General features: G+C 68.4%; 13 protein-coding genes and 1 riboswitch. Of the genes, 11 read left to right on the forward strand and 2 right to left on the reverse strand.

Annotated elements, in window-relative coordinates:
* Positions 1–403 precede the first annotated feature (403 nt).
* Genes A3AG_RS0125655 through A3AG_RS0125680 form a run of 6 tightly spaced genes read left to right on the forward strand, consistent with a single transcriptional unit; the run spans position 404 to position 6,755 of the window.
* Entirely contained in the window at positions 404–1,003 is a 600-nt protein-coding gene (locus tag A3AG_RS0125655; protein ID WP_018008150.1) for a GspH/FimT family pseudopilin, read from the forward strand.
* A gap of 32 nt (positions 1,004–1,035) precedes the next feature.
* Positions 1,036–1,557: a type IV pilus modification protein PilV gene (pilV, locus tag A3AG_RS0125660; protein WP_026164468.1), complete on the forward strand. Its 522-nt coding sequence runs from the start codon at positions 1,036–1,038 to the stop codon at positions 1,555–1,557.
* A gap of 38 nt (positions 1,558–1,595) precedes the next feature.
* A complete protein-coding gene (locus A3AG_RS0125665) occupies positions 1,596–2,321 on the forward strand; it encodes a PilW family protein (protein WP_240619964.1) in 726 nt (241 codons plus the stop codon).
* A complete protein-coding gene (locus tag A3AG_RS0125670) occupies positions 2,318–2,917 on the forward strand; it encodes a pilus assembly PilX family protein (protein WP_018008153.1) in 600 nt (199 codons plus the stop codon). The genes A3AG_RS0125665 and A3AG_RS0125670 overlap by 4 nt, the downstream gene beginning before the upstream one ends.
* The gene (locus tag A3AG_RS0125675; RefSeq protein WP_018008154.1) at positions 2,917–6,291 is read left to right on the forward strand and encodes a pilus assembly protein; all 3,375 of its coding nucleotides are present in this window, start codon (positions 2,917–2,919) and stop codon (positions 6,289–6,291) included. The genes A3AG_RS0125670 and A3AG_RS0125675 overlap by 1 nt, the downstream gene beginning before the upstream one ends.
* A 5-nt stretch (positions 6,292–6,296) precedes the next feature.
* Positions 6,297–6,755: a type IV pilin protein gene (locus A3AG_RS0125680; protein ID WP_018008155.1), complete on the forward strand. Its 459-nt coding sequence runs from the start codon at positions 6,297–6,299 to the stop codon at positions 6,753–6,755.
* Between the two features lie 15 nt (positions 6,756–6,770).
* Here A3AG_RS0125680 and nrdR read toward each other — a convergent pair whose 3' ends face one another.
* Together nrdR and glyA are read right to left on the reverse strand one after the other, a co-directional pair.
* Complete coding sequence (nrdR, locus tag A3AG_RS0125685; RefSeq protein WP_012353559.1) at positions 6,771–7,235, reverse strand: transcriptional regulator NrdR; 465 nt, start codon at positions 7,233–7,235, stop codon at positions 6,771–6,773.
* Between the two features lie 154 nt (positions 7,236–7,389).
* Complete coding sequence (gene glyA / locus A3AG_RS0125690; protein ID WP_012353558.1) at positions 7,390–8,637, reverse strand: serine hydroxymethyltransferase; 1,248 nt, start codon at positions 8,635–8,637, stop codon at positions 7,390–7,392.
* A gap of 124 nt (positions 8,638–8,761) precedes the next feature.
* Positions 8,762–8,887, reverse strand: a riboswitch (ZMP/ZTP riboswitch).
* Between the two features lie 165 nt (positions 8,888–9,052).
* Here glyA and ybgC point away from each other — a divergent pair.
* From ybgC to tolB, 5 genes are all read left to right on the forward strand, one after another.
* Entirely contained in the window at positions 9,053–9,457 is a 405-nt protein-coding gene (ybgC, locus tag A3AG_RS0125695; RefSeq protein ID WP_018008156.1) for a tol-pal system-associated acyl-CoA thioesterase, read from the forward strand.
* A complete protein-coding gene (gene tolQ / locus A3AG_RS0125700; protein WP_012353556.1) occupies positions 9,454–10,137 on the forward strand; it encodes a protein TolQ in 684 nt (227 codons plus the stop codon). Before ybgC ends, tolQ begins: the two co-directional genes overlap by 4 nt.
* Before the next feature lie 60 nt (positions 10,138–10,197).
* Complete coding sequence (gene tolR, locus A3AG_RS0125705; RefSeq protein ID WP_018008157.1) at positions 10,198–10,641, forward strand: protein TolR; 444 nt, start codon at positions 10,198–10,200, stop codon at positions 10,639–10,641.
* Positions 10,642–10,677: 36 nt separating this feature from the next.
* Positions 10,678–11,808 carry a cell envelope integrity protein TolA gene (gene tolA, locus A3AG_RS0125710; RefSeq protein ID WP_051073566.1) on the forward strand — a complete coding sequence of 377 codons (1,131 nt, stop codon included), beginning with the start codon at positions 10,678–10,680 and terminating at the stop codon, positions 11,806–11,808.
* A 216-nt stretch (positions 11,809–12,024) separates the two neighbouring features.
* The gene (tolB, locus tag A3AG_RS0125715; RefSeq protein ID WP_018008159.1) at positions 12,025–13,398 is read left to right on the forward strand and encodes a Tol-Pal system beta propeller repeat protein TolB; all 1,374 of its coding nucleotides are present in this window, start codon (positions 12,025–12,027) and stop codon (positions 13,396–13,398) included.
* The last annotated feature ends 12 nt before the right edge of the window (positions 13,399–13,410 follow it).

A 13,410-nucleotide genomic window follows, 5' to 3' on the forward strand; every position in this document is an offset into this window, starting at 1 on the left:
GACGCTTGCCCGCAGTCAGTTGCGGCGGCCCAACGCCTTGCCGGCTCGCCGCCAAACGCTGCGCGATGCAATTGACAGGAATTATCAAATTCCCCACTATCGCGGGTGTTGCAAAGTCGTAACGATTACGCTATTCGTTCGCGATTTCGCGGCATCCCGTTGCCCGCCTCACAGGTGGCAGCGAGGCACAGAACAAGAATTTTCGGGTGCGGGCTCGCACTTTCCGCCGTCAGAGCGGAGGACTGGCCCAGATAACAAAGCCATTTCTCGGGGGTCAACATGCATCGGGTCTTCCTGCCAGTTCCTTGTCCAGCGGTGGCGGCACCTCTGCCCGCGCGCTGACATGCCGGCGACGGTTCGCGTTCGCGATACCGCGCCTCCCCGCCTCCACCACGATGCGGCCATGCCCGGCCCGGGCCTGCCTGCGCGCGTGGCTGGCTGCGGCAGCGGCGTTCGCGGCAAACTCTATCGCTGCCGCGGCCTGACGCTGGTCGAGCTGATGGCGGTGGTGGTGATGGTGGCGATCCTGGCGGCGATCGGCACGCCTTCGTTCATCTCGCTGCTGCGCACCAGCCGCGTCGACAGCGAGATCCAGTCGATGGCCGGCACCCTGCAGCTCGCGCGCAGCGAGGCCGTCAAGCGCGGCTTGCCGGTCAGCGTGTGCCCGTCCGCCAATGGCAGCGCCTGCCTGGGCGCCGGCAACTGGGCGGGCGGCTGGATCGCGTTCGTCGACCGCAATGGGTCGGGAACGGTGGACGCGGCGCCGGCGGCCGACGAGGTGCTGCATTACCGCGCCGGCTGGTCCGCTACCGACACCTTCACCACGCCCGCCGGCGCGGCCTTCCTGACGTACAACCGCGATGGCTTTGCCGTGCTGCCCGGCGGCGCACTGACGATGACGCTGCGCACCAGCCCGGTGGCCGACGACGCCACGCGCTGCATTGCCATCAATATTGCCGGCCGGCAGACCATCCAGCGCGCCGGGGAGGGCGCGTGCCAGTGACCGGCCGCAGCGGCTGCCTGCGCCGGCGCCGCATGGCGCGCGGACTCTCGCTGATCGAGGTGCTGATCACGCTGTTGATCACCTCGGTGGGGCTGCTCGGCCTGGCCAAGATGCAGGCGGCGGCGCTGGCCAATACGCAGATCGCGCGCGGGCGTTCGCTGGTGGCGCTGCAACTGGAAAGCCTGGCCGCGGCGATGCACGGCAACCGCGGCTTCTGGGCGGCCGGCACGGCGCCGCAGACGTTCACGCTGTCCGGCGCAACGGTGACCGACAGCACCGGCGCGCTCAGCGCCGCCGCGCCGGACTGCGCCAGCGTGGCCTGCACGCCGATCCAGATGGCCGCCTACGACGTGCAGCACTGGGCCGCGGACATGGCGGCGCACTTTCCCACCTATGCGGCCACGATCAACTGCAGCAACGACATCAGCCGCCCGATCCGCTGCAGCCTGACCGCCACCTGGAGCGAGCACTACCTGGCCTACAACCAGACCACCGCGGCGCAGACCTCGGCCATGGCCGCCACGCAAAGCCTGACGCTGCACGTCCAGCCATGAGAGCGATCCTGCGAATCCCGTGCCCAATGTCTCGCAGCATGCATCGCCGCAGGTATCGATGCGCGCAGGCCGGTGTCTCGCTGGTCGAGGTGCTCGTGGCCATGGTGATCGCGCTGTTCATGCTGGCGGCGCTGATGACGGTATTCCTCAACCTGCGCGGCACCGTGCGCGACCAGGAGCGCCTGGCGGCACTGCAGGACAGCGAGCGCCTGGTGATGACGATGCTGGCCAACACGGTGCAGTCGGCCGGGTACTTCCCGGATCCGCTGAACCAGGTCGCGGCGGACGCGCTGCCGGCGCTGGCCGGCAACGCCTTCGGCGATTTCGTCGCGGGGCAGGCCATCGTCGGCCAGTCCGGCGCCAACGGTGCCAGCGATACGCTGACGGCACGCTTTGTCACCGCCAGCGGCGACGGCATCATGAACTGCCAGGGCGCGGCCAATACCTCGGGCGCCAGTGTCGCCTACCTCAACACCTTTGCGGTCAATGCCGCCAACGAGCTGACCTGCGCGGTCAACGGCGGCGCGCCGGTGCCACTGGCGGGCGGCATCACCGCGCTGCGGGTGCGCTACGGCACCGACACCAGCAACGGCGGCAACGTCGACACCTACCTGAGCGCCAGCGCGGTCAGCGCCGGCGCACTGTGGGGCCAGGTGCGCAGCGCGCGCGTGACGCTGACCTTTGCCAATCCCTTTTCAGGGCAGCCCGGCCAGCCGGCCACGCTCGGCTGGACCCAGACCATCAGCCTGATGAACCGCCCATGACACGCGCCCAGCCAGCCCGTTTCAGCGCCAGTGCCGGCGCCGGCGCCGCGCCGCGCGGCTATGTGCTGATCATCGGCCTGTTGTTCCTGCTGATCCTGTCGCTGCTGTCGGTGACGATGTTCCGCGGCTTCGGCCTGCAGGAGAAGATCGCCGGCAACACCCGCGAGAAGCAGCGCGCGTTCGAGGCCGCGCAGGGCGCGCTGCAGTACGGCGAATGGTGGCTGGGACAGGGCAACGGCTCCGCCGGCGCCGCCTGCAACAGCGTGATCGATGCCAACGATCCGGCCAACCTGCAGGTTTGCGCCAACGCGCTGGCAGATCCGGCCAGCCTGCCGTGGACGCCGGCGCGGGCGGAATACCTGCCGCCTTCGATGCGTCTTGCGACGGCCGGCAGCCCCGGCGGCCTGAACGGCAATGACGTCAACTACGCGCGCGCGCCCAGCCTCTACATCCACTATCTGGGCCTGTCGCCGGATGGCCTGTCGATGCTGTTCCGCGTCACCGGCGCCGGCTACGGCGGCAGCGACGGCACCGCCGCGGTGGTGCAGAGTACCTACCAGCTTGGCGCGGGTACCAGGGACCTCGGGAAAGAGTGATGAGCCAACCTCCACGCCTGGCTGGCATTGCCGCCGCCGTGAGCGCCGTCGTCAACGCGCTGCTGGCGGGGCATGCGCATGCGCTGGTGATCCAGGACAACCTGAACGGGGTTTCGTCCTCTTACGACTGGGTGGCGCTGAATGGCGCGTGCCTGACCGCAGGCAATGGCACCGGCTCGATCCCGGGCTGTGCCGCGTCGAGCTTCACCTATTACCGGGACCGCAACTCGAAGCTGGTCGGGGGCGCCAGCGGCGCCGTGCCGGATGCCGCGGGCTACGGCGCGCTGCGGCTGACCAATGGCGACACGGCCGAGGGCGCGAACGGTGACAACCAGACCGGCGCGGTGGTGTCCCGCTTCACCTTCGGCATGCAGGAAGGGCTGCAGGTCACGTTCTCCACCGTCACCTACGGCGGCGACAACCTGCGCGGCACCGGCGCCGACGGCATCAGCTTCTACCTGGCCGACGGCAGCAAGAGCCCCACCGTCGGTGGACTGGGCGGCAGCCTGGGCTACAGCTGCTCGAACGTCAATGCCGCTTACGACGGCGTGGCCGGCGGCTATATCGGCATTGGCATCGACGAGTTCGGCAACTTCTCGAACAAGGCCGACAACACCGACTCGGGCCCGGCCTTCCAGGCCAACCGCATCAGCGTGCGCGGCTCGGGCGACACCAACTGGGCCGGCCTGCGCGCCGCCTATCCGGCCTATTACCCCGACGGCCTGAGCGCCAGCAAGCGCGCGCAGGCGGTGCAGAACACCTGTGCGCGCGGTTATGTGCAGGACTGGAGCAGCGGCAAGGACGGCGGCGATGTGCGGGGACGGCGGCTGGCCTACAACTACCGCATGCTCGGCATCAGCGACCTGCCCGACAAGATCGCCAACCAGCAGGCGGTGTCGAGGCCCACGCGGGCCAGGGGAATCCCCATCGTCTATTCGCTCAAGCTGACCCAGAACGGACTGCTGAGCATGTCCTACAGCTACAACGGCGGCGCGGCGACGCCGGTGATCACCGACCAGGACATCACGCAGGCCAACGGACCGGTGCCGGCGTCGCTGCGCTTCGGCTTTGCCGCGGGCACCGGCAGCGGCAGCAACGTGCACGAGATCACCTGCTTCAAGGCCGAGCCGGTGGGCCAGTCGAGCAGCTCGGCCGGCACCAACGTGCAGCAGTCGGCGCGGGTCGAGGCCGGCTCGCAGGTGTACCTGGCCTACTACCACCCGACCAACTGGTGGGGCGAGCTGAGCGCGCAGAACCTGCTCTACGATCCCGCCACCGACTCGGTGTCGATCGCCACCGTGGCCAACTGGAACGCGCATTGCACGCTGACCGGCGGCCACTGCGCGGCGACCGGCACCGCGGTGGTGGCGCAGGCGCCGGACAGCCGCAGGATCCTGACCTGGAGCGGCAGCAGCGGCATTCCGCTGCGTTGGGACGCCAACCTGCCCGACGCGCAGAAGGCGAAGCTGAGCGCGGGCGATGCCGCGCCGGGCGGCGACCGCCTCGACTACCTGCGTGGGGACCGCAGCAAGGAGCTGACCGCGGCCGGCGCCGGGCTGTTCCGCAAGCGCACCGGCGTACTGGGCGACATCATCGATTCCAGCCCGGCCTGGGTCGGCGCGCCGTCATCGCCGTACAGCGGGCCGTGGACCGATGCATTGTACAAGCGTGCCGGCCCGCCCGAGCCTGCCGGCAGCTATGACGCCTTCCGGCAAGCCAAGGCTCAGCGGCTCAACGTGGTCTATGTCGGCGCCAACGACGGGCTGCTGCACGGCTTCCGCTCCGGCTACTACAACGCGGCGGGGGCCTTCGTCGGCAATGACGCCAGCAAGCCCAACGACGGCCGCGAGGTGCTGGCCTACATGCCCGGCGCGGTGCTCGACACCATCCAGTCGACCCATGCGGCGCTGGCCTACAGTTCGCCGCAATACGTGCACAACCTGTTTGTCGATGCCACGCCCGGCACCGGCGACCTTTACTACGGCGGTGCCTGGCATACCTGGCTGGTCGGCGGGCTGGGGCCGGGCGCGAACCGCGGCGGCCCGCTCGCCAGCAAGACCGCGACGGCGACCGGCGGCGCGCTCTACGCGCTCGACGTGACCGATCCGGAGCGCTTCGGCGATACCCCGGCCGCGGCCAGCGCCACGGTGATCGGCGAGTGGAACAACACGCTGCAGTGCACCGGCGACAGCGCGTGCGGCGACAACCTCGGCAACACCTATGGCACGCCCGTGATCCGCCGCCTGCACAACGGCCAGTGGGCGGTGCTGTTCGGCAACGGGCTGGGCAGCAAGAGCGGCTCGGCCGGCCTGTTTATCATGCTGGTCGACCCGGCCGACGGTTCGCGCAGCTTCCGCTACCTCGGCACCGGCTACGGGCCGCAGCAGGACCCGGCCGGCGCCAACGGCAAGAACGGCATTGCCTATGTCACGCCGGCCGACCTCGATGGCGACCACATCACCGACTACGTCTATGCCGGCGACGTGTTCGGCAACCTGTGGCGCTTCGACCTGACCTCGGACAATCCGGACCACTGGCGCGCCGGCAGCCGCCCGCTGATGCAGACCGGCGGCAAGCCCATCTCCACGAAAGTGGCGGTAGGCTCGGTGCCCGGCACGGGAACCGGCGCCGCGGCGATGCCGCGCGTGGTGGTGGCGTTCGGCACGGGCCGCCGGCTGGAGCAGACGCAGGGCAGCGAAGCGGTGTTCGAGCCGGGCGGGCAGGGGCTGTATGGCGTGTGGGACTGGGACATGGCGGGGTGGAACGCGGTGGCCGGCGCGCAGGCCCGCTATGCCTCGCTGGCCAGTGCCACCCGGCCCCTTTCCGCCGCCAACCTGACGCAGCAGTCGATTACCGCCGAAGGGCGCGCGGCCGGCAGCACGGTCACGGTGCGCACGGTCAGCGCCGGCAAGGTGTGCTGGCAGGGCTCGAACGCCTGCGCCAGCGGCAACAACAAGTACGGCTGGCAGCTGCCGCTGCCGCCGGCCACGCGCGAGCAGGTGATCTACAACCCGGTGATCGCCTACGGCATGGTGATCGTCAACACCACCATCCCGCCCGGTTCGGCGCTGTCACAGGCGCTGTCGTGCCATGCGGAGGTGCCGTCGGGCTTCACCATGGGCGTGTCGATGGGCTCGGGCGGCGCGGCCGCGCAGTCGTTCTTCAGCAGCACCGACGGCAGTACCTTCCCGCTGCTGAACAACGGCATCGTCAGCGGCATCGGCCTGAGCGGCACCGGCACGCCGTCGCTGGTGACGGCGAAGAAGCGGCCCTACCTGGTGCAGCAGACCGTCGGCGGCAGCGGCGCCATCACCCAGATCAACCCCGGCGCCAACGGTGCCGGCGCCCGCCTCAACTGGATCCGACTGCGCTGACGACCATGAACCTGCCTGCCTTCCCGTCCTCGCGCCGTGCCGCCGCGGGCTTTACGCTGATCGAGCTGATGATCACGGTGGCGATTGCCGCGATCCTGGCCGCGATCGCCTATCCGGCCTATACGGAACACGTGCGCAAGTCGCGCCGCACCGACGCCAAGACCGCCTTGCTGGATCTGGCGGCGCGCCAGGAGCGCTTGTTCAGCACCCAGAACGTCTATGGCGGCACGCCTGCCGCGCTGGGATATGCCGGCGCGGCGTTCCCGGTGGCGATCCAGTCGGGCGGCCAGGCGTACTACCAGCTGACGGTGGTGGCCGGCAACCCGGCAACCAGCTATAGCGCGACGGCAACGCCGGTCGGCGCGCAGGCGGGGGACGACTGCGGCAGCTACACCCTCAACCACCTGGGGCTGCAGGGGAACACGGGGATGCGCGCCGGCGTGGCGTCGGCGCAGTGCTGGTAGCGGAAAGCGCGGGCGTCAGCGCTTGCCGCTGCCGGCGGTGACTTCGGCCAGCACGTCCGAGAATTCGGACACGTCTTCAAAGCTGCGGTAGACCGAGGCGAAGCGGATATAGGCGATCTTGTCGAGCTTGCGCAGCTCGCGCATCACCAGTTCGCCGACCTGGCTGCTGGGGATTTCCTTCTCGCCCAGCGCCAGCAGCTTTTCTTCGATACGGGTGATGGCTTCGTCGATGGCTTCGGCCGAGACCGGGCGCTTGCGCAACGCCAGGCGCATCGAATCCTTCAGCTTGGCGCGGGCGTAGTCCACGCGCGAGCCGTTTTTCTTGACGATGGCGGGAAAGAACAGCTCGATCCGCTCATAGGTGGTGAAGCGGCGGTCGCAGGCTTCGCAGCGGCGGCGCCGGCGCACGGCATCGCCGTCTTCCGACATGCGGGTGTCGAGAACCTGGGTATTGGAATGACCGCAAAAGGGGCATTTCATGCCGGACCACCTTCAGTTGAACCCCGTTGCCTTGTCCGTGTTGTCGTTCTGCGGCGGCGGGGCGGGTTGGCGAGACCCGCGCTCCGCGCCGGAGTGGCGCGGAGCGCGGAGCTGCCGGCCGCCCCTGCGCGTGCGCACGGGCGGCCTGTCAGCGTCAGCCGTAGACCGGGAAACGCTTGGTCAGGGCCGACACCTGCTCGCGCACCGCGGCGATGTTGGCGGCGTCGTGCGGGTTGTCGAGCACGTCGGCGATCAGGTTGCCGACGATGCGCGCTTCTTCTTCCTTGAATCCGCGCGTAGTCATGGCCGGCGAGCCGACGCGGATGCCGGAGGTGACGAACGGCTTTTCCGGATCGTTCGGAATCGCGTTCTTGTTCACGGTCAGGTGCGCCTCGCCCAGGATGCGCTCGGCTTCCTTGCCGGTGATGTTCTTGGCGCGCAGGTCGACCAGCATCACGTGGCTCTCGGTGCGGCCCGAGACGATGCGCAGGCCGCGCGCGATCAGGGTCTCGGCCAGCACCGCGGCGTTCTTTACCACCTGCTGCTGGTAGGCCTTGAATTCCGGCGTCAGCGCTTCCTTGAACGCCACCGCCTTGCCGGCGATCACATGCATCAGCGGGCCGCCCTGGATGCCGGGGAAGATCGACGAGTTGATCGCCTTCTCGTGCTCCGCCTTCATCAGGATCACGCCGCCGCGCGGGCCGCGCAGGCTCTTGTGCGTGGTGGTGGTGACGAAGTCGGCGTGCGGCACCGGGTTCGGGTAGACGCCCGCGGCGATGAGGCCGGCATAGTGGGCCATGTCGACCATGAAGTAGGCACCGATCGACTTGGCCACCTTGCCGATGCGCTCGAAGTCGATGCGCAGCGCGAAGGCCGAGGCGCCGGCGATGATCAGCTTGGGTTTCTTCTCTTGCGCCAGCTTTTCGAGCGCGTCGTAGTCGATGTCTTCCTGGGCGTTGAGGCCGTAGCTGACCACGTTGAACCACTTGCCGCTCATGTTCAGCGCCATGCCGTGGGTCAGGTGGCCGCCTTCGGCCAGGCTCATGCCCATGATGGTGTCGCCCGGCTTGAGCACGGCGAAATACACGCCCTGGTTGGCCTGCGAGCCCGAGTTGGGCTGCACGTTGGCGGCCTCGGCGCCGAACAGCTGCTTGACGCGGTCAATGGCCAGCTGCTCGACGATGTCGACGTACTCGCAACCGCCGTAGTAGCGCTTGCCGGGATAGCCCTCGGCGTACTTGTTGGTCAGCTGCGAACCCTGCGCGGCCATCACCGCGGGCGAGGTGTAGTTCTCGGAGGCGATCAGCTCGATGTGGTCTTCCTGGCGCTGGTTTTCCTGCTGGATGGCGGCAAAGACCTCGGGGTCGATCTGGTCGATCGTAAAACGGCTGCGTTCGAACATGGCGAAACTCGTCTGAAAAAAGGGAATCCGATGCGGGCATCGGGGGTAGGGCGCGCGGGGAAGGCTAGCGGCGACCGGCACCGGCGGCGGTTTGGCCGTCGGCGCAGGGCGCACCCTGCTTCCCATTCGCTGCCCAGGCGAGCGGCAGGCATGACTCGCGTCAACGCCATGGCGTCTGGAAACTTCACGCCAGAGAACTTGCGCTTCCTCGTGGTAGTACCCACTGACTTCGCCAGTCGCGCAAGATGGAATGGTTGCGCGCAGTGTAGCGCGAGGCGGCCGCCCGCCGCAAGCCGTGAACCCGCCAGACAAGCGCTGGCAAGGGCTGGCGCGGCCCTGGCCAGCAACTTGCTGTTGCAAAGTCGTCCTGCGGGTTTACACGAAACGGGTATCGCTCTCCGTTACAATCGCGGCCATGACAAACTTTGTCTGGACCCTGCGGGTGTACTGGGAAGACACCGATGCAGGCGGCGTAGTGTTCTACGCCAACTACCTCAAGTTCTTCGAGCGTGCCCGCACCGAGTGGCTGCGCTCGCTCGGCATCGAACAGCAGGCGCTCGCCGACCAGGCAGGCGTGGTGTTCATCGTCCGCAGTACGGCGGTGGACTACAATGCGCCCGCCCGGCTGGACGACCAGCTTGAGATCCGCACGCGCATCGACCGGGTCGGCCCGGCTTCGGTGCAGTTCACCCAGCAAGCCTGGCGTGGCGAGCTGATGCTGGCGACCGGCGCGATCCGCGTTGGCTGCGTCGACAAAAGCACTTTCCGTCCCGCCCCGATCCCCGACCCCGTTCTAGCCACCATCAAGTCAGCACGATGAATCCCGTGACCGTCACGCAAGACATGTCGATCGTAACGCTGGTGCTCCACGCCAGCGTGCTGGCACAGGCCGTCATGGCGCTGTTGCTCGTCATGTCGCTGTTTTCGTGGACCTATATCTTCCGCAAGCACCTGGCGGTGCGTTCGGCGCGTACCCAGACCGAAGGCTTCGAGCGCGACTTCTGGGCCGGCGGCGACCTGCAGGCGCTCTATAACAGTGCCGTCAACAACCGCCACAACACCGGTGCGCTGGAGCGGATCTTCGAATCGGGCATGGGCGAGTTCCTGAAGGCGCGCGAGCGCGGCAACGAGGCCGGCGCGCTGCTCGACGCCGCCCGCCGTGCCATGCGCGCGGCCTACCAGCGCGAGATGGACGTGCTGGAATCGCATTTGCCCTTTCTGGCATCGGTGGGTTCGGTGAGCCCGTATATCGGCCTGTTCGGCACGGTGTGGGGGATCATGAACGCGTTCCGTGGGCTGTCGAATGTGCAGCAGGCGACGCTTGCGTCGGTGGCGCCCGGCATTGCCGAGGCTCTGGTGGCGACCGCGATCGGCCTGTTCGCGGCGATTCCGGCGGTGATCGCCTACAACCGCTATGCCACCGAAATCGATCGCCTGGCGATCCGCTTCGAGAGCTTCATGGAAGAGTTCCTGAACATCCTGCAGCGCCAGACCCGCTAACCGTATCCCCTATCCACGGTCCGGGCGAACGCCCGGGCCGGCGTATCCAGGAGTCCTGCAATGGCAGCCATTCAGCGCCGCGGCGGCTCGCGCCGCCGGGCCAGCGCCGAGATCAACGTCGTGCCGTATATCGATGTCATGCTCGTGCTGCTGGTCATCTTCATGGTGGCCGCGCCGATCGTCAGCCCAGCCACCGTCGACCTGCCCACCGTGGCCAATGCCACGCCGCAGCAGAAGGCGCCCCCGATCGTCGTCACCGTGCATGAAGACGGCCAGCTCACCGCGCGCGGCAAGGACAACGCAGGCAATGCCTTCGAACGCAAGCTCGACAAGCAGGGCCTGCTGGACTTCGTACACCAGCGCCAGAACGAGAATCCGGACCAGCCGGTGGTGATCGCCGCCGACCGCGCGGTCAAGTACGAGGCGGTGCTGGACGTGATGTCGGTCCTGAAAGCCGACGGCGTCAAGCGCGTGGGCCTGATGGTCAAGTCCAAGACCTCCTGACGTATTGAAGCCCCTATCCGATTGCCGTTGCGCTTGATGACGACCGCCGCCGCCTATCCCTACCAGCCGGTCAAGGAGCGGGGAACCCTGCGTTCCTTCCTGCTCGCGCTGCTCATGCACCTGCTGCTCGCCGTGGTGCTGTACTACGGCGTGAGCTGGCAGAGCAGCACCCCGGTCGGGGCCGAGGCCGAACTGTGGGAGGAAATCCCCGCCGCCACCGCACCCCCGCAGCTGCCGCCGCGGCCGCAGCCGCAGCCAGAGCCCGAGCCGGTGGTGCAGCCGCGTCCGGCGCCGCCGCCGCCCCAGGTGAAGAGCAAGGTCGAGGACGACGCCGATATCGCGCTGGAGCAGAAGAAGCGCCGCGCCGAGGCGGCCGCGCGCGAAGAAGCCGAGCGCAAGGAAGCGGCACGCAAGGACGCAGAGCGCAAGGAAGAAGCGCGCAAGGAAGAAGCACGCAAGGAAGAAGCACGCAAGGAAGAAGCACGCAAGGACGCCCTGCGCAAGGAGGCGGAGCGCAAGGAGGCCGACCGCAAGGAAGCCGAGCGGCGCGAGGCCGAGCGCAAGGAAGCGCAGCGCAAGGAAGACGCGAAGAAAAAGGCCGCGCAGCAGGAGCAGGAGCGCAAGGAACAGGCCGAGCGCGAACGCAAGGAAGCCGCCGAGGCCAAGGCCAGGGCGCAGGCCGATGCCAAGGCCAAGGCCCAGGCCGACGCCAAGGCGAAAGCCCAGGCCGACGCCAAGGCCAAGGCGGATGCCGACGCCAAGGCCAAGCGCGAAGCTGCTGCCAACGCCCAGCGCAAGAGCGAGCTGGCGCGCCTGCAGGCGCTGGCCGGCGGCTCGGGCGCAGGCGGTGGCGGGGTCGGCAATGCGGCCGGCGCCGGTGCCGGCGGTGGCGGCAAGGCTTCGCCCGGCTATGCCGATCGCGTGCGGCGCCGCGTCAAGCCGAACATCGTCTTTACCGAGGACGTGCCGGGCAACCCGACCGCGGTGGTCTCGGTGCAGCTGGCCCCGGACGGTTCGCTGCTGTCGGCGCGGCTGTCCAAGTCCAGCGGCAACTCCGGCTGGGACAATGCCGTGCTGCGCGCGGTGGAGCGTTCCGATCCGCTGCCGCGCGACGAGAACGGCAAGGCGCCGGCCAGCTTCACCATTACCTTCCGGCCGAAGGACTGAGTGGGACCGGGTGAACGGCACGGCATGATTTGCAACATAATGCAACCTTCATCGCCGGGTTCCGGTCCCAGCGCTAGCATGACAGGTTGCCTGACGCAGCCGACGGTGCGGTATGCACGCAGACGGGGCATGCGCCACGCGCTGCAATGCCGCATTTGCCCGTGTTGCCGATTGCCTGTCGTGCCCGACGAAACTTGAAATCGACTGAGGAGCAGCATGCGAAAGCTTTGGGCCCCCAACTGGCTGTCCGCGAGGCGGCACAACGCAAATTCCCCCGCATCCCGAGGCCCCGGCCGGCCGATGCCGCTGGCGGGCCGGCGCGCGCTGATGGCGTGGCTGGCCGCGGCCATGACCCTGGCCGCGGGCGCCGCGCACGCACAACTGAATGTTGAGATCTCCGGGGTCGGCAGCAGCCAGTTCCCGGTCGCCACCGCCAACTTCCAGGGCGAGGCCCAGGCCCCGCAGAACCTGACCGCGATCATCCGTTCGGACCTGGCCCGCAGCGGCCGCTTCCGCAACGTAGACCCGGGCGGCGCCACCGTGGCCGAATCCGCCAATGTCGACCTGGGCAGCTGGAAGGCGCGCGGCGCCGATGCCTTCGTCGCCGGCAGCGTGACCCCGGCCGCGGGCGGCAAGTACGAAGTGCGCTTCCGCCTGTACGACACCGTCAAGGGCCAGAGCCTGGGCGGGCTGGCCTTCACCGTCAACCAGTCGCAGCTGCGCGTGACCGCGCACAAGATCGCCGACTACATCTATGAAAAGTTGCTGGGCGAGCGCGGCGTGTTTGCCACGCGCCTGTCCTACGTGTCCAAGGTGGGCGGCCGCTACCAGCTGCTGATCTCGGATTCGGACGGGCAGAACGCGCAGGTGGCGCTGACCAGCAACGAGCCCATCATCTCGCCGTCGTGGTCGCCGGACGGCGCGCGCGTGGCCTATGTCTCGTTCGAGGCCAAGAAGCCGGTGGTCTATGTGCACGACCTGGCCAGCGGCAAGCGCACGCTGGTGTCGAACCAGAAGGGCAACAACAGCGCGCCGTCGTGGTCGCCGGACGGCCGCTACCTGGCGCTGGCGCTGTCGCGTGACGGCAATACCCAGGTCTACCAGGTCAACGCCGACGGCTCGGGCATCCGCCGCCTGTCGCGCAGCAGCGCCATCGACACCGAGCCGCAGTACTCGCCCGACGGCAAGAGCATCTATTTCACCAGCGATCGCGGCGGTGCGCCGCAGATCTACCGCATGCCCGCCTCCGGCGAGGAGGGCGGCGGGGCGCAACGCGTGACGTTCAAGGGCAGCTACAACGTCAGCCCGCGCATTTCGCCGGACGGCAAGTACCTGGCGTACATTTCGCGCGGGGGCGGCTTCAAGCTGCAGTTGCAGGACCTGACCAACGGCGACGTGACGTCGCTGACCGATACGGCCAACGACGAGGCGCCCAGCTTCGCCGCCAACGGCAAGTACATCCTTTATGCCACCCGCGTGGGCGGTCGCGCGGTGCTGGCGGCGGTGTCCACTGACGGGCGTACCCGGCAGGTTCTGTCCCTCCAGTCCGGCGATGTCCGCGAGCCGTCCTGGGGTCCTTTCATGCAATAACAGGAGTCATTC

This window comes from Cupriavidus neocaledonicus (assembly GCF_000372525.1).
Taxonomy (GTDB): Bacteria; Pseudomonadota; Gammaproteobacteria; order Burkholderiales; family Burkholderiaceae; genus Cupriavidus; species Cupriavidus neocaledonicus.